This window comes from Streptomyces sp. LS-MS-L19 (assembly GCF_058382285.1).
The window spans coordinates 2,123,356-2,146,403 of sequence record NZ_JBYCLL010000001.1 but is presented as its reverse complement, the minus strand read 5'-3'; the positions used below and the strand labels follow the sequence as shown (position 1 = coordinate 2,146,403).

18 protein-coding genes are annotated in these 23,048 nt (G+C 72.0%); 15 read left to right on the top strand and 3 right to left on the bottom strand.

The genetic code is table 11. The features are described 5' to 3' along the window. The first annotated feature begins 96 nt into the window (after positions 1–96). Positions 97–1,815, top strand: a complete 1,719-nt coding sequence (gene recN / locus AC2XR2_RS09420; RefSeq protein WP_381306475.1) for a DNA repair protein RecN — start codon at positions 97–99, stop codon at positions 1,813–1,815. A 199-nt stretch (positions 1,816–2,014) separates the two neighbouring features. After that, entirely contained in the window at positions 2,015–3,148 is a 1,134-nt protein-coding gene (locus AC2XR2_RS09415) for a glycosyltransferase family 4 protein (RefSeq protein ID WP_491514785.1), read from the top strand. A gap of 16 nt (positions 3,149–3,164) precedes the next feature. Here AC2XR2_RS09415 and AC2XR2_RS09410 read toward each other — a convergent pair whose 3' ends face one another. Then, the gene (locus AC2XR2_RS09410; protein WP_449350805.1) at positions 3,165–4,796 is read right to left on the bottom strand and encodes a PucR family transcriptional regulator; all 1,632 of its coding nucleotides are present in this window, start codon (positions 4,794–4,796) and stop codon (positions 3,165–3,167) included. 55 nt (positions 4,797–4,851) lie between these two features. Here AC2XR2_RS09410 and AC2XR2_RS09405 point away from each other — a divergent pair, with 55 nt between their 5' ends. Next, the gene (locus tag AC2XR2_RS09405) at positions 4,852–5,808 is read left to right on the top strand and encodes an LLM class F420-dependent oxidoreductase (protein WP_491514784.1); all 957 of its coding nucleotides are present in this window, start codon (positions 4,852–4,854) and stop codon (positions 5,806–5,808) included. Here the strand turns inward: AC2XR2_RS09405 and AC2XR2_RS09400 are convergent. Together AC2XR2_RS09400 and AC2XR2_RS09395 are read right to left on the bottom strand one after the other, a co-directional pair. Then, complete coding sequence (locus tag AC2XR2_RS09400) at positions 5,795–7,177, bottom strand: FAD-binding oxidoreductase (RefSeq protein ID WP_381306434.1); 1,383 nt, start codon at positions 7,175–7,177, stop codon at positions 5,795–5,797. The genes AC2XR2_RS09405 and AC2XR2_RS09400 overlap by 14 nt on opposite strands. A gap of 67 nt (positions 7,178–7,244) precedes the next feature. Beyond that, entirely contained in the window at positions 7,245–9,047 is a 1,803-nt protein-coding gene (locus AC2XR2_RS09395) for a glycoside hydrolase family 15 protein (RefSeq protein ID WP_381306437.1), read from the bottom strand. A gap of 471 nt (positions 9,048–9,518) precedes the next feature. Here AC2XR2_RS09395 and pyrG point away from each other — a divergent pair, with 471 nt between their 5' ends. From pyrG to AC2XR2_RS09335, 12 genes are all read left to right on the top strand, one after another. Next, positions 9,519–11,180 carry a CTP synthase gene (gene pyrG / locus AC2XR2_RS09390; RefSeq protein ID WP_123759807.1) on the top strand — a complete coding sequence of 554 codons (1,662 nt, stop codon included), beginning with the start codon at positions 9,519–9,521 and terminating at the stop codon, positions 11,178–11,180. Positions 11,181–11,262: 82 nt separating this feature from the next. Further along, entirely contained in the window at positions 11,263–11,889 is a 627-nt protein-coding gene (locus AC2XR2_RS09385; protein WP_491514783.1) for an NUDIX domain-containing protein, read from the top strand. A 258-nt stretch (positions 11,890–12,147) separates the two neighbouring features. Next, positions 12,148–14,211 (top strand): tetratricopeptide repeat protein, encoded by a 2,064-nt coding sequence (locus tag AC2XR2_RS09380; RefSeq protein WP_449350807.1) that lies wholly within the window; start codon positions 12,148–12,150, stop codon positions 14,209–14,211. A gap of 144 nt (positions 14,212–14,355) precedes the next feature. Next, entirely contained in the window at positions 14,356–15,471 is a 1,116-nt protein-coding gene (gene ald / locus AC2XR2_RS09375; protein WP_107121156.1) for an alanine dehydrogenase, read from the top strand. 412 nt (positions 15,472–15,883) lie between these two features. Beyond that, on the top strand, positions 15,884–17,014 hold the full coding sequence (locus AC2XR2_RS09370; RefSeq protein ID WP_123988243.1) for a ParA family protein: 1,131 nt from the start codon (positions 15,884–15,886) through the stop codon (positions 17,012–17,014). Then, positions 16,999–17,556, top strand: coding sequence for a hypothetical protein (locus tag AC2XR2_RS09365; protein ID WP_330267881.1), 558 nt, complete (start codon positions 16,999–17,001; stop codon positions 17,554–17,556). The genes AC2XR2_RS09370 and AC2XR2_RS09365 overlap by 16 nt, the downstream gene beginning before the upstream one ends. Positions 17,557–17,575: 19 nt before the next feature. After that, the gene (locus AC2XR2_RS09360; RefSeq protein WP_491514782.1) at positions 17,576–18,604 is read left to right on the top strand and encodes a segregation and condensation protein A; all 1,029 of its coding nucleotides are present in this window, start codon (positions 17,576–17,578) and stop codon (positions 18,602–18,604) included. Beyond that, positions 18,601–19,275: an SMC-Scp complex subunit ScpB gene (gene scpB / locus AC2XR2_RS09355; RefSeq protein ID WP_449349760.1), complete on the top strand. Its 675-nt coding sequence runs from the start codon at positions 18,601–18,603 to the stop codon at positions 19,273–19,275. The genes AC2XR2_RS09360 and scpB overlap by 4 nt, the downstream gene beginning before the upstream one ends. Further along, the gene (locus AC2XR2_RS09350; RefSeq protein WP_491514781.1) at positions 19,275–20,438 is read left to right on the top strand and encodes a pseudouridine synthase; all 1,164 of its coding nucleotides are present in this window, start codon (positions 19,275–19,277) and stop codon (positions 20,436–20,438) included. The genes scpB and AC2XR2_RS09350 overlap by 1 nt, the downstream gene beginning before the upstream one ends. A 263-nt stretch (positions 20,439–20,701) precedes the next feature. After that, positions 20,702–21,268: a TIGR03086 family metal-binding protein gene (locus tag AC2XR2_RS09345; protein ID WP_491514780.1), complete on the top strand. Its 567-nt coding sequence runs from the start codon at positions 20,702–20,704 to the stop codon at positions 21,266–21,268. Between the two features lie 46 nt (positions 21,269–21,314). Continuing rightward, complete coding sequence (locus AC2XR2_RS09340) at positions 21,315–22,031, top strand: NUDIX hydrolase (RefSeq protein WP_123759798.1); 717 nt, start codon at positions 21,315–21,317, stop codon at positions 22,029–22,031. After that, positions 22,028–23,044 carry an ADP-ribosylglycohydrolase family protein gene (locus AC2XR2_RS09335; protein ID WP_449350813.1) on the top strand — a complete coding sequence of 339 codons (1,017 nt, stop codon included), beginning with the start codon at positions 22,028–22,030 and terminating at the stop codon, positions 23,042–23,044. Before AC2XR2_RS09340 ends, AC2XR2_RS09335 begins: the two co-directional genes overlap by 4 nt. The last annotated feature ends 4 nt before the right edge of the window (positions 23,045–23,048 follow it).

The window sequence follows — 23,048 nt, the reverse complement described above, 5'->3', positions numbered from 1 at the left end:
CCCCGCGCCCCTGAAGAACCTCCACTCGCCCGAGTGAACAGGGCACCTCGCACTCGCCCGCCCCGACCTCGTAAGGTCTTCACCGTGCTGGAAGAGATGCGGATACGGTCGCTCGGAGTCATCGATGACGCTGTCGTCGAGCTGTCGCCCGGGTTCACCGCTGTCACCGGTGAGACGGGTGCGGGCAAGACCATGGTGGTCACCAGCCTCGGGCTGCTGCTCGGCGGGCGGGCTGACGCGGCGCTCGTGCGGATCGGGGCCGAGAAGGCGGTCGTGGAGGGGCGGATCACCGTGTCCGCCGGGGACTCCGTGGTCGTACGGGCCGAGGAGGCCGGGGCGGAGCTCGACGACGGGGCGCTGCTGATCAGCCGTACCGTTTCCGCCGAAGGGCGGTCCCGGGCGCATCTGGGCGGGCGGTCGGTGCCCGTCGGGGTGCTCGCGGAGCTCGCGGATGAGCTGGTCGCCGTGCACGGGCAGACCGATCAGCAGGGGCTGCTCAAGCTGACCCGGCAGCGACAGGCGCTCGACCGGTACGCCGGGGACGCCGTCGCCGTGCCGCTGGCCAAGTACACCGAGGCCTACCGGCGGCTGCGGGCCGTCTCCGCCGAGCTGGACGAGATCGTCACCCGCGCGCGTGAGCGGGCCCAGGAAGCCGACATGCTGCGGTACGGGCTCGACGAGATCGCCGGCGTGGAGCCACGGGCCGGGGAGGACGTCGAGCTGGCGGAGGAGGCGGAGCGGCTGGGGCACGCCGAGGCCCTGTCGTCCGCCGCCACGGCCGCTCATGCCGCCCTCGCGGGCAATCCCGAGGACCCGGAGGGGATCGACGCGGCGACGCTCGTGGCGGGCGCCCAGCGGGCCCTGGAAGCCGTACGGTCGCACGACCCCGCCCTGTCCGCGCTCGCCGACCGGATCGGCGAGATCGGGATCCTGCTGGGCGACGTGGCCGGAGAGCTGGCCGGGTACGCCGACGACCTGGACGCCGATCCGCTGCGGCTGTCCGCCGTCGAGGAGCGGCGGGCCGCGCTCACCGCGCTGACGCGGAAGTACGGCGAGGACGTGGCCTCCGTACTGGCCTGGGCCGAGCGGAGCGCCGCGCGGCTCACCGAACTCGACGGCGACGACGAGCGGATCGACGAGCTGACCGCCGAGCGGGACGCGCTCAGGGCCGAACTGGGTGGACTCGCGCAGGCGTTGACGGACGCACGATCGGAGGCCGCGGAGAGGTTTGCGGCGGCGGTGACGGCAGAGCTGGCGTCACTGGCGATGCCCCACGCGCGTGTGTCCTTCGCCATCCGGCAGACCGAGGACCCGGAGGGTGTGGAGGTCGGCGGTCGTCCGGTCGCCTACGGGCCAGCCGGTGTCGACGAGGTCGAACTGCTGCTGGCCCCGCACCCGGGCGCCCCGGCGCGGCCCATCGCCAAGGGCGCGTCCGGCGGTGAGCTCTCGCGCGTGATGCTGGCCGTCGAGGTCGTGTTCGCGGGGACCGACCCCGTGCCGACGTATCTCTTCGACGAGGTCGACGCCGGTGTCGGCGGAAAGGCGGCGGTCGAGATCGGGCGGCGCCTCGCGCGGCTCGCTAAGACCGCGCAGGTCGTCGTGGTGACCCACCTCCCCCAGGTCGCGGCCTTCGCCGACCGGCAGTTGCTGGTCGAGAAGACCAACGACGGGTCCGTCACCCGGTCCGGGGTGAAGGTGCTGGAGGGCGAGGAGCGGGTGCGCGAGCTGTCCCGGATGCTCGCCGGCCAGGAGGACTCGGAGACGGCCCGGGCGCACGCGGAGGAGTTGCTGGCGACGGCTCGGGCGGACGCGTGAGGGGTGCATCACTCGTGTGAGTGAACCCGACTCGCCGTGCGTGCCCTTCCCCCGTTCTCCGCATGCACGGAACACCCGTGCGTCCTGGCATCCTTGGCAGAGAACCCATCACGCGTAGGAAGCGCGCGGTACACCCCCCGCTCGACACCTTCTGTACGTTTCCTCGTGACCGTCCGACCCGAACCAGGAGCCCGGCCACGTGACCCCCGTGAGCAGCCACGCACCGCACGGCCAGTCCTCGCTGCGCACCGTGCAGGTGCTGGGCGGCGGCAATGCCGGCAGCAGCGCGCATGTGCGCTCCCTGACCTCGGGGCTCGTCGCGCGGGGCGTGCGGGTCACGGTGTGCGCCCCCGCCGAGGCGGACCGCGCCTACGACTTCAGCGGGGCCGGCGCTGAGCACGTGCATGTGCCGCGGAGCAGTGACCCGACCTCCGTCGCCGTACTGCGGGCGGTCTGCTCGGACGCCGACCTCGTGCACGCGCACGGACTGCACGCCTCGTTCCGTGCGGTGTTGGCGCTCAGCGGGCGCCGGACTCCGCTGGTCGTCACCTGGCACGACCGGGCGTACGCGGAGGGTGCCCGGGCCCATTTCGTGCGCCTTCTGGAACGCCGGGTCGTGAAGGCGGCCGCCGTGGTGCTCGGGTCCACCTCGGCGCTCGTGGACCGGGCCCGCAGGACCGGTGCCCGCGACGCCCGCCTCGCCGCCGTCGCCCTGCCCGGTCCGCGAGGGGCCGTCGACCAGGAGGACCCCGACCGGCTACGGCCCAAGCTGCGGGCCGAACTCGGGGCCACCGGGCGGCCGTTGCTGATGGCCGTCGGCGCCCTGGAGCGGCACAAGGGCTACGAGACCCTGCTGGACGCCACACGCGCGTGGCGCCGGCTCGACCCCGTGCCGCTGGTCGTCGTCGCCGGGGAGGGACCGCTGCGGACGGCCCTCCAGCAACGTATCGAGGACGAGGGGTTGCCCGTCCGGCTCATCGGACGCCGGGACGACGTCGCCGAGTTGCTCACCGCCGCCGACCTCGCGCTGCTGCCCAGCCGCCTGGAGGCGCGGTCCGTGCTCGCCCAGGAGGCGCTGCACGCGCGCGTACCGCTCGTCGCGACCGCGGTCGGCGGGATCCCCGAACTCGTCGGTGACGCGGCCGAACTCGTCCCGTACGGCGACTCGGAGGCGCTCGCCGAGGCCGTCGTACGGCTGCTCGGTGACCCCGAGCGGCAGGAGCTGCTGCGGGAGCGGGGGGTGCGGCAGGCGGCGACCTGGCCCACCGAGGACGAGACCGTCGCGCAAGTGCTCAGCGTCTACGACGAGTTGACGCAGCCCCGGCCGATCTGAGGTCCAGGCACCAGACCTAGGGCACGTGCCGACGGGCCCGCAGCGCCAGGCTCAACGCCAGAACCGTCTGCGGGTCGTCGAGGTCGGTGCCGAGCAACTCGCCGATGCGGGCGAGGCGGTTGTAGAGGGTCTGCCGGTTGAGATGGAGCTCGCGGGCCGTCTCCGCCTTGCGGCCCGCGTGCGCCAGGTAGGTCTGCAAGGTGGGCAGCAGCGGCGGCTTGGAGCGGTCGTCGTGGGCGCGCAGGGGGCCGATGGCGCGGTCCACGAAGGCCGCCAGGTCCGGGTGGTCGCGCAGCCGCCACAGCAGCAGGTCGATGTCGAGGCGGCGGGCGTCGTACCAGGGGCGGTCCGACAGGCCCTGGGCCGCCGTCGCCGTCTCGGCCGCGTGCCGCAGGCCGGCCGAGGCCGCCGTCCAGCTGCCCGCCACGCCCACCACGACCACGGGCGGCCGGTCGCCCGGCCGTTGCATCCCCGCGCGCTCCAGGCCCGCCCTGAGCGCCGCCGCGACCCGGTCCGCCACCGTCGGCCGCTCCGACTCCGAGCGCAGGCCCAGCAGGACCAGGACGCGGCCCTCGACGGGCCGGACGCCGAGCAGGACCGGCACCCCGACCGAGGCCAGTTCCTCGGAGACCGCCCGGGCCAGGACCGTCCAGCCGCCGCCCGAGGAGCCGAGGTGCATCACCACGGGCAGCAGCGGGCCGCCGCCCGGCCGGAAGCCCAGCACGCGCGCCTGCGCGGGCGCGTCCTCCGCCGTGATCCGGCCCTCCGCGAGGTCGGTGAGGAAGTCGCCGCGCCCGCGGGCCGCCAGCTCCTCCTCCTGGCGGGCCTGCATCAGGACCACGGCCAGGATGCCCGCGGCGCGTTCGGCGGCCATGCGGTGCACCGGGCCCATCGGCCCCCGCACGGGCAGCAGCACCAGCCGCGCCCGCACCGACCCGGTGCCGGGCCCGCCGCCCGGCACGTCCACGAGGACCGACCCGGCCGGCGGCGAGTCCTTGTGCTGGCCGCGCAGCCCCTCCCAGACCTGGAGCGGGTCGGCGCCCTCGGGGCCGGCCCCGGCGGCGTACAGGAGCCGCCCGTCGGTCGTCTCCAGGAAGACCGGATTGCCGCCGAAGTCGGCCAGGATGCCGAGGACCTGCGGCACACCGCCGCCGCCCAGCAGGGCCTCCGTACAGCGCCGGTACACCTCCTCGGCCCGCTGGAGCAGGGCGTAGTGACCGTTGACGATCTCGGTGTGGATCTCCTCGGTGACCGTCACGAACGGCACCTCGCGGTGCAGCTGCACGAGCGGCAGACCGGTCGCGCGGGCCGTGTCGACGAGGGCCGCGGGCAGCCGGGTGAAGCGCGGACCCAGCTCGACGACCAGGGCGGCGATGCCCCGCTCGGCCAGCGTGCGCACGAACGCGCGCTGGTCGGCCGGACGGGTGCCGAGCCCGTAGCCCGTGGTCAGCAGCAGCTCCCCGCCCTTCAGCAGGGAGGCGATGTTCGGCACCTCGCCCGCGTGCACCCAGCGCACGCTCCGGTGCAGCCGGTCCGCGCCCGCGAGGATCTCCGGGAGCCCGCTGCGCAGCCCGGGCAGCTCCAGCGCGCGCCGCACGGTGATCCCGGCGCCCTGGGTGTCGAATCCGCTGTTCGTAGCGCTGTCCATGAGCCGGACGCTACCCGAGGCGTGCGGGCGGCAGGGGCGGGGTAGCGGCCGGTGCATGGACTTCAGCGTGGTGGCCGTGGCACGGGAGGACGACAGTCCGGTCGAGGAGCCGGTGCGGGTGGCCGTGACCGCCGACCGGCTCGGGTACCGGGAGGTCTGGGCGGGGGAGGGCCCCACCTGGGACTCCTTCGTCCTCGCCACCGCGATCGGGCGGGCCACCGAGCGGGTCGCGCTGACGGCGGGACCGGTGCCGGTGTCCGTACGCGACCCGTACACCTCGGCCCGGGGCGCCGCCTCGGTCGCGGCCCTCGTCGGCCGGCCGGTCGGGGTGGCGCTGGGCACCTCCAGCAAGCGGGTGGTGGAGGGCGTGCACGACCGGCCGAGGACCCGCCCCGCCGCCGTACTGGAGGAGCACGCGGCAGCCGTACGACGGCTTCTGCATGGTTCTCCAGGTGAACCGGTCGTGCCGGGCAGCTCCTTCCGCCGGCGTCTGCCGTCGCCCGGGGGGCCGCTCACGGTGGCCGCGTTCGGGCCCCGCGCGATCGCCACGGCCGCCGCGCACGCCGACCGCATGCTGCTGGACGTGGTCTCGCCGGAGCAGGTGCGGGCGCTGCGCGCGCAGCTGGACGCGGCGGCCGTCGAGGCGGGCCGTACGGCGCCCACGCTCGCCGCGTGGCTGCCCGCCGCCGTCGACCCCGAGCCGGAGTCCCTCGCGCAGGTGCTGAGGAGCATCGCCGGCTACCTGACCGTGCCGGGGTACAGCGAGGTGTTCGCCGGGGCCGGGTTCGGCGACGCGGTGGAGCTGGCCGCGCGCGGGGCCGACCGGGAGACCCTGGTGCGGGCGCTGCCCGCCGCGGCCGCGGGCACGGTCGGTCTGGTGGGCGACCTGGACGCCGTACGGGAGCGGATCGCCGCCTATGCCGAGGCCGGCCTTGACGAGGTCGCCCTGGTGCCGGCCACGGCGGGCGACCCCGGCGGCGAACGTACGCTGACGGCGCTCAGGCCGGCCTGATGTTGTGGTTGAAGCGGAACACGTTGTCCGGGTCGTAGCGGCGCTTCACCTCGGCCAGGCGGCGGGTGTTCGCGGTGCCCATGCCGGCCACCACCCGGTCGACGCCCTCGTCGCCGATGAAGTTGAGGTAGACCGCGCCGGTGCTCCACGGCCGGGCGTCGGCGCGGACGTCCCGGACCCACTGGACGCCCCGCTCGTCGTCGGCCGGGTCCTCCCACATCCCGAAGGGGTGCAGGCCCCAGGGGGCGTCACGGTAGGGCACGGGCCACTCGCGCGGGCCGTCGGCGATCGCGCCGCCGAGCGGGAACAGGGCGTGGATGCTGCCGGAGGGCACCGGCATGGACTGCGCGCGGGCGCAGTAGAGGTCCACGTACGCGTCGGGCAGTTCCGTGAGGTACTCCGCCGACCAGTAGTTCCGCATCCCCGGCGGGTCGTCGATCATGCACTGGACGTCGGCGTACGGCATCGTCCCGACGACCTCCGTCTCGTGCGGCAGCGCCAGCAGCGGTTCGGCCACCTTGCGCATGTCCGCCTCGCCGCCGACGTACGTCAGCAGCACACCGCACAGGAGGGTGCCGACGAGGTGGGGCGGGACGAACTCCTCGGGCGGGCCGGTGATGTACAGGACGGCGCCGCTCACCTCGTCCGGGCCGTGGGCGATCACCTCCCGGTAGGTGCGGACCACCTCCGGGCCGAACTCCGGCTGGTACAGCAGCAGCGCGATGGAGAACTCGGGCAGTTCGTGCAGCTTCAGGGTGATCGCGGTCGCGATGCCGAAGTTGCCGCCGCCGCCGTGCAGGCCCCAGAACAGGTCGGGGTGCTCGTCGGCGCTCGCGTGGACGCGCTCGCCGTCCGCGGTGACCAGTTCGACGCCGAGCAGGTTGTCGACGGCGAGCCCGCACCAGCGGTCCAGCCAGCCGGAGCCGCCGCCCAGGACGAAGCCGCCGACCCCGGTGGTCGAGGCCCGGCCGCCGGTGGTGGCCAGGGCGTGGGGCTCGCAGGCCCGGTCCAGGTCGCTCATCGTGGCGCCGCCCGCGACGCGGACCGCCTCCGCGGCGGGATCGACGGCCACGGCGCGCATGTGGCGCAGATCCACGACCAGGCCGCCGTCGTTCACCGCCATCCCGGCCACGCTGTGCCCGCCGCCGCGCACCGCGATCGGCAGGTCCAGGTCACGGGCGAAGCGGACGGCCCGTACGACGTCGTCCTCGTTCACGCACTGCGCGATCGCCGCGGGCCTGCGGTCGATCATCGCGTTGAAGACGGTCCGGGCCTCGTCATAGCCCGGGTCGTCAGGGGCGAGCACGTCGCCGGTCAGATCCTCGCGCAGCGCGGTGAGAGCCGCGCCCGCCTTCGACGGGGATGCCATGGGGCGCCCCCTTTCGTGCAGGGGCTGTTGGCTCCCAGCCTAGGCGGGCCCGGCGCTCCGGTCCTGTTCAGCCGCCGTACGCCCCCGACGCCGTCAGACGCAGGGCCGTGTCGATGAGCGGGACATGGCTGAAGGCCTGCGGGAAGTTGCCGACCTGGCGCTTGAGACGCGGGTCCCACTCCTCGGCGAGCAGACCGAGGTCGTTGCGCAGCGAGAGCAGCTTCTCGAAGAGCTTCCTCGCCTCGTCCACGCGGCCGATCATCGCGAGGTCGTCCGCCATCCAGAACGAGCAGGCCAGGAAGGCCCCTTCGTCGCCGGGGAGACCGTCGACGTTCTCCTCGCCGCTGGAGGTCGGGTAGCGCAGGATGAAGCCGTCCGGTGTGGACAGCTCGCGCTGGATCGCCTCGATGGTGCCGATGACGCGCTTGTCGTCGGGCGGCAGGAAGCCCATCTGCGGGATGAGCAGCAGGCTCGCGTCCAGCTCCTTCGAGCCGTACGACTGCGTGAAGGTGTTGCGCTCCTTGTCGTAGCCCTTCTCGCAGACGTCCCGGTGGATGTCGTCGCGCAGGTCGCGCCACTTCTCCAGCGGGCCGTCCGCGTCACCGGACTCGATCAGCTTGATGGTGCGGTCCACCGCGACCCAGGCCATCACCTTGGAGTGCACGAAGTGGCGGCGCGGGCCGCGCACCTCCCAGATGCCCTCGTCCGGCTCGTTCCAGTGGTCCTCCAGGTAGCGGATCAGCTTGAGCTGGAGGATGGAGGCGTAGTCGTTGCGGGCGAGGCCCGTCATGTGGCCGAGGTGCAGGGCCTCGGTGACCTCGCCGTACACGTCCAGCTGGAGCTGGTGCGCGGCGCCGTTGCCGACCCGGACCGGGGCGGAGTTCTCGTAGCCGGGCAGCCAGTCCAGCTCGGCCTCGCCCAGCTCGCGCTCGCCCGCGATGCCGTACATGATCTGGAGGTTCTCGGGGTCGCCGGCGACCGCTCTGAGCAGCCACTCGCGCCAGGCGCGGGCCTCCTCGCGGTAGCCGGTGCGCAGCAGCGAGGACAGGGTGATGGCCGCGTCCCGCAGCCAGGTGTAGCGGTAGTCCCAGTTGCGGACGCCGCCGATGTCCTCGGGCAGTGAGGTCGTGGGCGCGGCGACGATGCCGCCCGTGGGGGCGTAGGTGAGCGCCTTGAGGGTGATCAGGGAGCGGATCACCGCCTCGCGGTACGGGCCGTGGTACGTACAGTGCTCGACCCACTCGCGCCAGAAGTCCTCGGTCGCCTCCAGGGACTGCTCGGGCTCCGGGAGCGGCGGCGGCTCCTTGTGCGAGGGCTGCCACGAGATGGTGAACGCGATCCGGTCACCCGGGGCGACCGTGAAGTCCGAGTACGTGGTCAGGGACTTGCCGTAGGTCTCGCAGTCGGTGTCGAACCACACCGAGTCGGGGCCCGCCACGGCGACCGTGCGGCCCTCGTGCTTGTGGACCCAGGGGACGACCCGGCCGTAGGAGAAACGCATCCGGAGGGCCGAGCGCATGGGCACGCGACCCGAGACGCCCTCCACGATCCGGATCAGCTGGGGGGCGCCGTCACGCGGGGGCATGAAATCCGTCACCCTGACCGTGCCGCGTGAGGTGTCCCACTCCGATTCCAGGATCAGGGAGTCGCCGCGGTAGGTGCGCCGGGCCGCCGTGGGGGGCTCGGCGTCGGCCGCGTGCGCGGGGCCGAGCCTCCAGAAGCCGTGCTCCTCGGTGCCCAGCAGGCCGGCGAAGATGGCATGCGAGTCGAAGCGGGGCAGGCACAGCCAGTCCACTGTGCCGTCCCGGCAGACCAGCGCAGCGGTCTGCATGTCTCCGATGAGTGCGTAGTCTTCGATGCGCCCGGCCACGTGCAACTCCAGTCGAACGGCCACGTCACCCCCTGAAGGAAAAAGGGGGCTGTCGCTTGGTGCGGTCAAGGGGGTCGTTGTAATGCGTCGTTGAGCGGTGAAGCAAAACAGTCATGCGGCTGTGAGGCAAAACGACAACTGTTGCTCAACGAACTGACGAGCTCTCGTTGTTCCGGGTCTTACGGGTGGGGGTGGTCCCGTGTTTCCGGCCGGGCTCGGCAGCGAGTGTCCGAGCAGGATACGACGCACGTAGATGATCTGTGTGCCGCTCGGGACAACGCGGCTGGGCCGAACGGGTGAGCAACGGGTGAGAAACCGGTGCGCTCGTGCGGGTCCGTGTCGGCTTGTGTGCGGAGCGTGGCCGGAAGCCATCTCTCCACGGCGCTGATACCCTGGTAGCCCGTGGACCGGTGGGCGCCAGACCCCCGAACCGCACCTCCAGATCGCGACCACGGGAGCCCCCTCTTGGCCATGCCCCCTGTTTTTCGAAACAGCACCACGACGACCAAGCACATCTTCGTCACCGGGGGTGTCGCCTCCTCGCTCGGCAAGGGCCTGACGGCTTCCAGCCTCGGCATGCTGCTCAAGGCGCGGGGCCTGCGCGTCGTCATGCAGAAGCTCGACCCGTACCTCAACGTCGACCCGGGCACGATGAACCCCTTCCAGCACGGCGAGGTGTTCGTCACCAACGACGGCGCCGAGACCGACCTGGACATCGGCCACTACGAGCGCTTCCTCGACCGCGACCTGGACGGCTCCGCCAACGTCACCACCGGTCAGGTCTACAACACGGTGATCGCCAAGGAGCGGCGCGGCGAGTACCTGGGTGACACCGTGCAGGTCATCCCGCACATCACCAACGAGATCAAGCACCGCATCCGGCGCATGGCGACCGACGAGGTCGACGTGGTGATCACCGAGGTCGGCGGCACCGTCGGCGACATCGAGTCGCTGCCGTTCCTGGAGACGGTCCGCCAGGTCCGTCACGAGGTCGGCCGTGACAACGTCTTCGTCGTCCATATCTCGCTCCTGCCGTACATCGGCCCCTCGGGTGAGCTGAAGACGAAGCCCACCCAGCACTCGGTTGCGGCCCTGCGGAACATCGGTATCCAGCCGGACGCCATCGTGCTCCGCTGCGACCGCGAGGTCCCCACCGCCATCAAGCGCAAGATCTCGCTGATGTGCGACGTCGACGAGGCCGCGGTGGTCGCCTGCCCCGACGCCCGCTCGATCTACGACATCCCGAAGACCGTGCACGGCGAGGGCCTGGACGCCTACGTCGTCCGCAAGCTGGACCTGCCGTTCCGGGACGTGGACTGGACGACCTGGGACGACCTGCTCGACCGCGTCCACAACCCCGACCACGAGATCACCCTCGCCCTGGTCGGCAAGTACATCGACCTGCCCGACGCCTACCTCTCGGTCACCGAGGCGCTGCGCGCGGGCGGCTTCGCCAACAAGGCCCGCGTCAAGATCAAGTGGGTCACCTCCGACGACTGCAAGACCCCGGCCGGCGCCGCCGCCCAGCTCGGTGACGTCGACGGCATCTGCATCCCGGGCGGCTTCGGCGACCGCGGTGTGCTCGGCAAGGTCGGCGCGATCAAGTACGCCCGCGAGAACAGGATCCCGCTCCTCGGCCTGTGCCTGGGCCTCCAGTGCATCGTGATCGAGGCCGCGCGGAACCTGGCCGACATCCCGGACGCCAACTCCACCGAGTTCGACTCCGCGACCGCCCACCCGGTCATCTCCACCATGGCCGAGCAGCTCGACATCGTCGCCGGCGAGGGCGACATGGGCGGCACCATGCGGCTCGGCATGTACCCGGCCAAGCTCGCCGAGGGCTCCATCGTCCGCGAGGTGTACGACGGCAAGGAGTACGTCGAGGAGCGGCACCGGCACCGCTACGAGGTGAACAACGCCTACCGCGCGGAGCTCGAAAAGAAGGCGGGCATCCTGTTTTCCGGCACCTCGCCGGACGGCAAGCTCGTCGAATACGTCGAATACCCGCGCGATGTCCACCCCTATCTGGTCGCCACGCAGGCCCACCCGGAGCTGCGCTCGCGCCCGACACGTCCGCATCCGCTCTTCGCGGGCCTCGTGAAGGCGTCGGTCGAGCGGAAGACTTCGAACTGACACGACAGTTGTACGGTGGCCGGGGCGCGCGCATTCAACAGCGGGCGTCCCGGCTTCTTTTGCACGTGGGGAAGGACAGGGCATGACGATCAAGGACACCCCGGAAGAGTGGGAGATCCGGGGGACCCGGACCCCCTTCGTGGGCAACAAGACCTCCGTCCGCACGGACGAGGTGGTCATGCCCGACGGCACGGTGGTCCACCGCGACTACCAGGTCCACCCGGGGTCCGTGGCCGTCCTCGCCCTCGACGACGAGGACCGGGTGCTGCTCATCCGGCAGTACCGGCACCCCGTACGGCAGAAGCTGTGGGAGATCCCGGCGGGGCTCCTGGACGTACCGGGGGAGAACCCGCTGCACGCGGCGCAGCGGGAGCTGTACGAGGAGGCGCACGTCAAGGCGGAGCACTGGCGGGTGCTGACGGATGTCTACACGTCGCCTGGGGGCTCGGACGAGGCGATCCGGATCTTCCTGGCGCGGGGGCTGTCCGAGGCCGACGGTGAGCGCTTCGAGGTCGAGCACGAGGAGATCGACCTGGAGTACGCGCGTGTGTCCGTGCCGGAGTTGGTGCGGGGGGTGCTGGCGGGGGAGTTGCACAACGACTGCCTGGTGGTGGGCGTGCTGGCGTTGGTCGCCGCGCGGGCCTCCGGCGGGTTGGACGGGTTGCGTCCTGCTGAGGCGGAGTGGCCTGCGCGGCCGTTCGAGGCGTGACGGTTTCTCGGGTTGCGCCGCGGTCGTAGCGGTCCGTGGCGGGATGCGGGTTCGTGGGGGCTGATCGCGCAGTTCCCCGCGCCCCTGGCGGTACTGCCAAGACCGGCGATCCTATGATCCGTTGATCCGATCGAGGGACTCTTCAGCCCTCACCGTCGCGCTCCGCCAGGAACGTTGCACAGCGTGAACTAGGCTTTTGGTGCCCGTTCCGGGGTTACCGGCGGGCTTTGCGCGTGCGGTGGGACGGGAGTGTGGCCCGTGACGGATCAGGCGGTGGACGCGGAGGGCGTACGGCTGTCCGGCGAGGATCATTTCCTGGGGCGGACACGGGAGTTGAAGGAACTGCGCGCCGACATCGAGCGCGCCGGACTGGACACCCTCGCGGGCCGGAAAGCACCCCGCGCGCGCGTGCTGCTCATCGCGGGACGTCCCGGCTCGGGACGTACCGCGCTCGCCGAGGAACTCGTCCGCGCGGTCGCTGAGCGTTACGAGGACGGGGTGCTGCGCGCCCGGCTGAGCGAGCCCGACGGCACCCCTGTTCCGGTCGCGCACGTGGCCCGGGACCTGCTCGCCGCGCTCGATGTGCCGGCTCCCGCGGGGGCCACCGAGGACGACCTCTCCGAGACCCTGCGCGAGGCCCTCGCCGACCGGCGCGCGCTGCTCCTGCTGGACGACGCGGTGGCCGCGGAACAGGTGGACGCCCTGCTTCCGGACACTCCGGAGTGCCTGGTCGTGGCCGTGTCCGGGGGCCCGCTGACCGGGATCGCGGACGTCCGGCCGTGCACCGTCGGCGGCCTGGACACCAAGTCCGCGCTGGAGCTGCTGTCCCGGCACACCGGGTCGGTCCGCATCACCGTGGACCCCCGCGCGGCCGAGCAACTGGTCGAGGAGTGCCAGGCCCATCCCGCCGCGCTGATGCTGGCCGGGGGCTGGCTCGCCGCCCGGCCCAAGGCCGCCGTGGCCGATCTGTCCAAGCAGCTGCATGCGGAGAGTGACGAGGGAACCCCGCTCAGCCGGGTCTTCAAGCTCGTCCACACCTCCCTGCCCGCCCCCGCCGCCCGGATACTGCGACTGCTCTCCCTCGCCCCGGCCGGCCTCGTCGACCCGCACACCGCCTCCGCGCTCGCGGGCTGCTCGGTGGGCGGCGCCCGTTCCACCCTCGACGACTTCGTCGCGCTCGGCCTGCTGCACGCTGTGGACTCCCCGCTGCCGCAGTACGAGGTCCCCGGCTGTCTGCACCCGCTGCTCAAGGCCCTCGCCGACACCCAGGAGCGCCCCGCCGAGCTCCAGCTGGCCCGCGCCCGGATGCTGGAGCGGACCGTACGGCTGCTCCAGTCCTCCCGCGCGATCACCGAGACCGACAACCCGGACGCCCACAAGAAGCTCCAGGGCATGCCCCGCTCGCTGCGCTTCCCGAGCCCCAGGGCCGCCGAGGACTGGCTGCGCGTCCGCAGGCCCGCCCTGCTCGCCGCGGCCCGGCTCGCGGTCGCCGACGGGGAGCTGGACACCCTGGCCAGGCGCCTGATGTCGCAGCTCGTGCGCACGATGGTGGCCCACTTCGGCACCAAGGCCGCCGCCCCCGACCTCTACGGCATCCACGGCCTCGTCCTCGACGTGGCCGAGCGGCGCGCGCTGCCCCGCGAGAAGGCCGCGGCCCTGCTGAACCTCGCCGACCTGGACGCCCAGACCGGCCGGACCCGGGAGGCGCTGACCCGCTACCGGGCGGCTCTGGACGCCGGACGGCAGGCGAATGACCCGTACGCGACCGGTCGCGCGATGGAATCCGTAGGCGGTGCGCATCTGGAGCTCGGGGACTACGACCGGGCCGCCGACTGGTTCGGCCGGGCCCTCGCCCAGAGGCTGGCCCGGGACGAGCGCGCGGAGGCCGCCCGGCTGTACGGCCGGATCGCCGCCGCGCACACCTACGCGGGCCGCTACGGCGAGGCGGTCAGGAACTGGCGGGCCGCGCTCGCCGGGCACCGCAAGAACGGCGATGTCGCGGCCCACGCACGGGCGTTGAGCGAACTCGCCCGGGTCCAGGAGTACGCCGGACACCCCGAGGAGTCGCTGCGCACCTGCCAGGACGCCGTGGAGTGGGCCCGGCGCGCGGAGGACGTCCGGCTCCAGGCCGCGCTCCAGCTGCGGATCGCCGACACCCTGGAACACCTGGGCGATCCGGCGGCCGCGCACCTGCACCGCGGCGCCGCAGAACGGCTGCTGAGTGAGGAGCTTTCCGAGGGGGAACCTGGGTCCTCGCAGGTCGATGAACCGAAACAAGACGCTGACGCCTGCGAAATCCGTAGTACATCCGCAGAAGATTGATGCAATGAAAGGCTAGACAGAGAGAACACCTTCATTAGACTGGCTCTGCCGCACCTTCTCCTGCGGTGTCTCCTGGTGTGCCCATGCATGCCCGGGTATGTGTCGTATTGCCCCACACACTCTGAGCCAAGGACCGTGATCCACGTGAAGGTCGGCATCCCCCGCGAGGTCAAGAACAACGAGTTCCGGGTGGCCATCACCCCCGCCGGTGTGCACGAGCTGGTGCGCCACGGCCACCAGGTCGTCATCGAGCGCGGCGCCGGTATCGGCTCCTCGATCCCGGACGAGGAGTACGTCGCCGAGGGCGCCCAGATCCTGGACACCGCCGACGAGGTGTGGGCCACCGCCGACCTGCTGCTGAAGGTCAAGGAGCCCGTCGCCGAGGAGTACCACCGGCTGCGCAAGGACCAGACGCTCTTCACCTACCTGCACCTGGCCGCCTCCAAGGAGTGCACCGACGCGCTCATCGAGTCCGGCACCACCGCGATCGCCTACGAGACCGTCGAGCTGCCCTCCCGCGCGCTCCCGCTGCTCGCCCCGATGTCCGAGGTCGCGGGCCGGCTCGCCCCGCAGGTCGGCGCCTACCACCTGATGCGCTCGGTCGGCGGCCGCGGTGTCCTGCCCGGCGGTGTCCCCGGCACCCAGCCCGCGCGGGCCGTCGTCATCGGCGGCGGGGTCTCCGGCTGGAACGCCACCCAGATCGCCGTCGGCATGGGCTTCCACGTCACGCTGCTCGACCGGGACATCAACAAGCTGCGCGAGGCCGACAAGGTCTTCGGCACCAAGGTCCGGGCGATCATGTCCAACGCCTTCGAGCTGGAGAAGGCCGTCCTGGACGCCGACCTCGTCATCGGCGCCGTCCTCATCCCGGGCGCCAAGGCCCCGAAGCTGGTCACCAACGAGCTCGTGTCCCGCATGAAGCCCGGAAGTGTCCTTGTCGACATCGCGATCGACCAGGGCGGCTGCTTCGAGGACTCGCGTCCGACCACGCACGCCGAACCGACCTTCCAGGTGCACGACTCGGTCTTCTACTGCGTCGCCAACATGCCCGGCGCGGTGCCCAACACCTCGACCTACGCGCTCACCAACGCCACGCTGCCCTACATCGTCGAACTCGCCGACCGCGGCTGGGTGGAGGCGCTGCGCCGCGACCCCGCGCTCGCCAAGGGCCTCAACACCCATGACGGCAAGGTCGTTTACCGCGAGGTGGCGGAGGCGCACGGCCTGGAGCACGTGGAGCTCGAGACCCTGCTCGGCTGAGCCACTGACCTCGGCAGAGAGCTAAGTCACCTTTTCGTAAAGGCGATACGTCAACAAGGCGCGTCAACGAGGCACATGCGGCCGGACCTTGCCCACAAGGTCCGGCCGCATGTGTGTATGGTCACTTTGCGACTCTCGGTCAACTCGCGTCGAACGTAACCCTTGAACCGATTCGTACACCGGCGAAACCTGCCGTGCGACTGCCGTACGCCCTTGACAGCGGGATGTTTCATTGCCGACACATCCTGCCGGGTCCGGCGGATTGTGTTGCTGTGAACACCCGACACGCCATAGAGTCGCCAACCGTCGGCATGGTGCCACGCTGACCTTGTCTAGAAGTTTCCTGGTCACCAAGGAGGTAAGACGACTTGTGAATGAGTCGACATTTTCTCCCGGGGGTGGTCAACCAGGAATGCCTGCCGAGGCCCAGGGCCACGCGGGGTTCGAGGCTGTCGGCTCCGTCGCGGTGCGCACCTTCGCAGCCCACCAGAGTCGTCCGCAGACCCTGCGGACAGCACACCAGAGCATGGATGGCCATCACGTGAACGCCATGGCCGGCGACGGAAGTGGCGCGCCCCACAACCACTTCGCCGACTACGACGAACTGCCCGAGGGGCACTTCTACGACCCCGACGCCGAGTACGAGCCGGATCCGGAGTACGCGGCCACGCTCGCGCCCGACGCGGCCCGCCAGCGCCGTGAGCGCGTGGGCCCGACCGGACGCCCGCTGCCGTACTTCCCGATCCCGGGCCCGCTGACCGACCACGGCCCCGCGAAGATCATCGCGATGTGCAACCAGAAGGGCGGCGTCGGCAAGACCACGTCGACCATCAACCTGGGTGCCGCGCTCGCGGAGTACGGCCGGCGCGTGCTGCTCGTGGACTTCGACCCGCAGGGCGCGCTGTCGGTGGGTCTCGGTGTCAACCCGATGGAGCTCGACCTCACCGTCTACAACCTGCTCATGGAGCGGGGCATGGCGGCCGACGAGGTCCTGCTGAAGACCGCGGTCCCCAACATGGACCTGCTGCCGAGCAATATCGACTTGTCGGCGGCGGAGGTCCAGCTGGTCTCCGAGGTCGCCCGCGAGTCGACATTGCAGCGTGCCCTCAAGCCGCTCATGGCCGACTACGACTACATCGTGATCGACTGTCAGCCCTCGCTCGGCCTCCTCACGGTCAACGCCCTGACGGCCGCGCACAAGGTGATAGTGCCTCTGGAGTGCGAGTTCTTCGCGCTGCGTGGTGTCGCACTGCTGACGGAGACCATCGAGAAGGTCCAGGAGCGGCTCAACCCGGAGCTGGAGCTCGACGGGATCCTCGCGACCATGTACGACTCGCGCACGGTCCACAGCCGTGAGGTGCTCGCGCGTGTCGTCGAGGCCTTCGACGACCACGTCTACCACACGGTCATCGGGCGCACGGTCCGCTTCCCGGAGACCACGGTCGCCGGAGAGCCGATCACCACGTACGCCTCCAACTCCGTCGGTGCCGCCGCCTACCGTCAGCTCGCCAGGGAGGTGCTCGCCCGGTGTCACGCCGAGTGAGTCTGCCGGGGGCCGACGAACTGTTCCGTACGACAGGGGGAATGGCGCTCCAGGCGTCCACTCCCCGGCGGGGGGCCAACGGCGAGGCCCGGGTACCGGCTCCCGCGGGGGAGTCCGACGGGGTCGCGGCGTCCGAGGACGCGCCGCAGTCCGTGCCCGCGCAGGGCGGGGACGGCGACGGGGCCGAGCATGTGGCGGCCGACGCCGACGGCTCCGAGGAAGGCGAGTCCCGCAGCCGCTCCGCGCGTGGTCGAGGGGCGCAGGAAGGTTCTGCCTCCGATGCCGGGCAGCCCCGGGGCAAGCGGGGGCGCTCGCCCGCGCGGCGGCCCAGTGGGCGGGAGCGGCACGACGAGAAGATCACCGTGTATGTGTCGGCCGAGGAGCTGATGGATCTGGAGCACGCGCGTCTGGTGCTCCGGGGTGAGCACGGACTGGCGGTGGACCGGGGGCGGATCGTCCGCGAGGCGGTCGCCGTGGTGCTGGCGGATCTGGAGTCCCGTGGGGACGCGAGCATTCTCGTACGCCGGCTGCGTGGGCGGTAGGCGGTAGCCTGCGGGGGCTATGACCTCGAACGACTCTTCCGCTTCCGGGCCCGGTGGCTCCGCCGGGCGTCGGCGTGCGCTGGGGCGGGGGCCGGTCGATCCGTCCGTGGCCGAGGTCGAGTCCGGGCCCGAAGCCGGTGAGCCGTTGCGCCCACCCGTCCCGCCGGGCGGGACGCTTGTCCACAACGGCGGCGGTGACCAAGAGGAGCCCCCCGCCGGCGAACCGCAAGAAGAGACCCCCGACGGTGTCTTCAAGGTTCGGCTGGCCAACTTCGAGGGGCCCTTCGACCTGCTGCTCCAGCTGATCTCCAAGCACAAGCTGGACGTCACCGAAGTGGCGCTCTCCAAGGTCACCGACGAGTTCATGGCGTACATCCGGGCCATGGGGCCCGACTGGGACCTGGACGAGACGACCGAGTTCCTCGTCGTCGCCGCCACGCTCCTCGACCTCAAGGCGGCCCGGCTGCTGCCCGCCGCCGAAGTGGAGGACGAGGCCGACCTCGCGCTGCTCGAAGCCCGGGACCTGCTCTTCGCGCGGCTGCTGCAGTACCGCGCGTACAAACAGATCGCGGACATCTTCAACCGGCGGCTCGACGAGGAGGCCCGGCGCTACCCCCGTACCGTCGGCCTCGAACCGCACCACGCCGACCTGCTGCCCGAGGTCGTCATCAGCATCGGCGCCGAGGGGTTCGCGAAGCTCGCCGTGAAGGCGATGCAGCCCAAGCCCAAGCCGCAGGTGTACGTCGACCACATCCACACACCCCTGGTGAGCGTCCAGGAGCAGGCCGGGATCGTCGTCGCGCGGCTCAGGGAGCTCGGTGAGGCCAGCTTCCGGCTGCTGGTGGAGGATGCCGACGGCACCCTGACCGTCGTGGCGCGCTTCCTGGCACTGCTGGAGCTGTACCGGGAGAAGGCCGTGGCGCTGGACCAGGAGACCGCGCTCGGGGAGCTTCTGGTGCGGTGGACCGGTGGTGAGGGGGAGGCCGAGCCGACGGTGACCGACGAGTTCGACCGGCCGCCCGAGCCGCCCAAGGAGGAGAAGGCGTGAGCGAGGAGACCGAAGAGGCCCCGGCGGGGCTGCCCGGCGTCGCCGACCTCGACCTGAAGCCGGCCCTGGAGGCCGTCCTGATGGTCGTGGACGAGCCGGCGACCGAGGAGCACCTGGCGAAGATCCTGGAGCGGCCCAAGCGGCAGATCACCAAGGCGCTCAGGGAGCTGGCCGGCGAGTACGCCGCCCAGGGGCGCGGGTTCGAGCTGCGGCACGTCGCGAACGGCTGGCGGTTCTACACCCGGGCCGCGTACGCCCCGGCCGTGGAGCGGTTCGTCCTGGACGGCCAGCAGGCCCGGCTCACCCAGGCCGCGCTGGAGACCCTGGCGGTGGTCGCCTACCGCCAGCCGGTCAGCCGCAGCCGGGTCTCCGCGGTGCGCGGAGTGAACTGTGACGGTGTGATGCGCACCCTCCTCCAGCGGGGCCTGGTGGCGGAGGCGGGCACGGAACCCGAAACAGGTGCGATCCTGTACGTGACGACGAACTACTTCCTGGAGCGGATGGGCCTGCGCGGTCTGGACGAGCTCCCGGAGCTCGCGCCCTTCCTCCCGGAGGCGGAGGCGATCGAGGCCGAGACCCAGGAAGCCGTACCCTCGTTCGATCCGGACGCCCCGGATCCGGACGACGGCCCCACGTCGGCCAGGCCTGACACGACGACGACGGAACTTTGATGCGAAGCAGCAGCGGCAGGAACAGCAGCGGAAACAACGGCGGGAGCCGTGGTGGCAACAGCGGCGGCCGCGGTGGGAACAGCGGTGGTCGCGGCGGGAGCGGCGGCGGTCGCGGTGGGAGCACCGGCGGCCGCGGCAACTACCGCGGCGCTGGGAACGACCGTGACGACAAGCAGGCCGGCCGGCCGAGGAAGCCCCGCCCCGAGGAGCGGCGCTACGACGTGGGCCCCGGCGCCTCCCCGGACGGCCCCAAGTCGGGGCGCGGTGCCTCCGCGCGCGGCGGCGCCAAGGGCGGCCCCCGGCAGGGGCAGAGCAGCGGGCGCGGCCGTACGGCTCCGGCGAGCTCGCGGGAGTACGACGCCCGGGCCGAGGAGCGCAACCGGGAGCGGTACGCCGGCAAGAAGGACGTGAAGCTCCCCAAGACCTACCCGGGCGCCGAGCAGGAGGGCGAGCGGCTCCAGAAGGTCCTCGCGCGCGCGGGCTACGGTTCGCGGCGGGCCTGCGAGGAGCTCATCGAGCAGGCGCGGGTCGAGGTCAACGGCGAGATCGTCCTGGAGCAGGGCAAGCGGGTCGACCCCGAGAAGGACGAGGTCAGGGTCGACGGCCTGACCGTGGCGACGCAGTCGTACCAGTTCTTCTCGCTGAACAAGCCCGCCGGTGTCGTCTCGACGATGGAGGACAACGAGGGCCGGCAGTGCCTCGGCGACTACGTCACCAACCGTGAGACGCGGCTCTTCCACGTGGGGCGGCTCGACACCGAGACCGAGGGCGTCATCCTGCTCACCAACCACGGTGAGCTGGCCCACCGGCTGACCCACCCCAAGTACGGCGTGAAGAAGGTCTACCTCGCGCACATCGTGGGCCCGATCCCGCGCGACCTGGGCAAGCAGCTCAAGGACGGCATCCAGCTGGAGGACGGGTACGCGCGCGCGGACCACTTCCGGGTCGTCGAGCAGACCGGCAAGAACTACCTCGTCGAGGTCACCCTCCACGAGGGGCGCAAGCACATCGTGCGCCGCATGCTCGCCGAGGCCGGGTTCCCGGTCGACAAGCTGGTGCGGGTCGCCTTCGGCCCCATCACCCTGGGCGACCAGAAGTCGGGCTGGCTGCGGCGGCTGTCCAACACCGAGGTCGGCATGCTGATGAAGGAAGTCGATCTGTAGGCACGACACGCGTGCGTGTGCGGCCGGTTCCGGAGAACTCCGGGACCGGCCGATGCGTTTTCGTCCCCCTGGCGGTCTGTAGTCGTGACGGCAGCGGTGGAGGGAGCGGGGATGGACGAGAGGACCGGGATCAGCGGCGAGACGGGTCCGGCGGCGCTGGAGGGCCCTGTGCAGCCTCCGGGGCCCGTCGGGTCGGCCGGGGTCCGGCAGGCGCCTGCGGGGCCGCCGAGAGGCCGCTGCGGCGATCCGGCGGGGGTGCTGTCATGAGTGCGGGGGAGTTGCTGGAGCGTTCGCTGGCCTACGCGCTGGGCAGTGTGGCGGAAGCGGGGCGGGTGAGTCCCGGCAGGGACACACCGTGCGCCGACTGGAACCTGGGCGAGCTGCTGGACCATCTCGACGACTCCCTGGACGCGCTGTACGAGGGGCTGACCGGTGCCCGCATCGGGCTCCTCCCGCACGCCGACCGCGTCTGCGGCTTCCGCACACGCGCGTGTGCCGTGCTCGGCGCCTGGGCCGCCGGGCCGCCGGAGGAGGTGCTGGTAGGTGAACGGCCGCTGGACGTGCGGGTGATGGCGGCCGTGGGCGCCGTCGAGATCACCGTGCACGGGTGGGACGTGGCCCGGGCCTGTGGGCGGGAGTGGCCCGTTCCGGAGGGCCTCGCGGCCGAACTGCTGCCCGTCGCCGAGTGCGTGGTGGGGCAGGAGGACCGGGGCGTGCGGTTCGCCGGGCCCCTCTCCGTGCCGTCCCGCGCGCGTGCCGAGACACGGCTGCTCGCCTTTCTGGGTCGGCGCCTCCAGGGGCTTGTCGGACCCGGCTCGCCCCCTTTATAGTCGTAGTGACTATTAGTCATGCTGACCATAAAGGGGGCGAGCGCGAGTGGACTACGACAAGTACGCCTACGAACCCTTCGCCGTCACGGTCGACCTCGCCGTCCTGACCGTCGCCGAAGGCGCCCTGCATGCGCTGCTCGTGGAGCGGGGGCAGGAGCCGTACGCCGGACACTGGGCGCTGCCCGGCGGGTTCGTGCACCCGGACGAGTCCGCGGAGAGCGCCGCCCGGCGTGAACTCGCCGAGGAGACCGGGCTGTCGGACGTCTCCGGGCTGCATCTGGAACAGCTGCGCACCTACAGCGAGCCCGACCGCGACCCCCGGATGCGGGTCGTCTCCGTCGCCTTCGCCGCCCTGCTGCCCGACCCTCCCGAACCGCACGGCGGCAGCGACGCGGCCGACGCCCGCTGGGTGCCGTACGACCGGGCGCGGCCGCTCGCCTTCGACCACGACCGCATCCTGGCCGACGCCCATGAACGCGTCGGCGCCAAGCTCGAGTACACGTGCCTGGCCACCGCCTTCTGCCCGCCCGAGTTCACCCTCGGCGAGCTCCAGCAGGTCTACGAGACGGTCTGGGGCACCACCCTCGACCGGCCCAACTTCCGCCGCAAAGTGCTGGCCACGCCCGGCTTCGTCGAAGCCGTCCCCGGTGCCGCGCGGTTGACCGGTGGCCGCGGCAAACCGGCCGCGCTCTACCGCGCGGGACCCGCCACCGGTCTGCACCCCCCTCTCCTCCGACCGTCCCCGGAAGGACGCCCCGCATGACCACGATCCTGACCAAGCGCGCAGCCACCGGCACCCTCGTCGGCCTCGCCCTCGGGGACGCCCTCGGCTTCCCGACCGAGTTCAACGACGTGCGGTCGATCCTCGCCAAGTGCGGGCCGTGGCGGGAGATGGAGCTGTTCACGCCGGCCGTCGTCAGCGACGACACCCAGATGACGCTCGCGGTGGGCAGGGGGCTGCGGACGGCCATGGACCGGGGGGTGCTCGGGCCCGAGATGGCCGAGCCGGTGCGCCGGGAGTTCATCGCGTGGAACCGCTCCCCGGAGAACAACCGCGCCCCCGGCAACACCTGCCTCAGGGCCTGCGACCTCCTGGAGCGCCCGGATCTGCCCTGGCAGGACGCCAGCCAGATCGGCTCCAAGGGCTGCGGGGCCAACATGCGCGTCGCGCCCGTCGGCCTCGTCCCCGGCCTGAGCGACGAACAGCGCGCGGGCGCCGCCCAGTTGCAGGCCGCGCTCACCCACGGGCACCCGACCGCGCTCGCCGCCTCCGACCTCACCGCACGTGCCGTACGGCTGCTCGCGCAGGGCACCGAGCCGGGTGACCTGGTCGCGCTGCTGCGGTCGTACGCCCTGGTGAACCGGGGCCAGTACCACGAGCGTTGGCTCGGGGACCTGTGGGCGCGCAGTCAGGACCCGACGCCCGGGCAGTTCATGGCGCGCGGCTGGGACGAGTGCCTCGCGGTCCTCGACCGGCTCGACGACGCGGTGCGCACCGCCTCGCCCGAGGACGACCCGTGCCTGGCCACCGGGGCGGGCTGGATCGCCGAAGAGGCCCTGGCGACCGGGCTGTTGTGCTTCCTCCAGTTCCCCGAGGAGCCGCTCACGGCCCTGCGGCGGGCCGCGTGCAGCTCCGGCGACTCCGACTCGATCGCCTGCCTCACGGGCGCCTTCGCGGGCGCCCACCTGGGAGCCGACGCGTGGCCCGTGGAGTGGGCCGACCGGATCGAGTACGGCAGTGAGCTGGTGACGCTCGGGGCGCTCTGGGACGCGTAGTCCC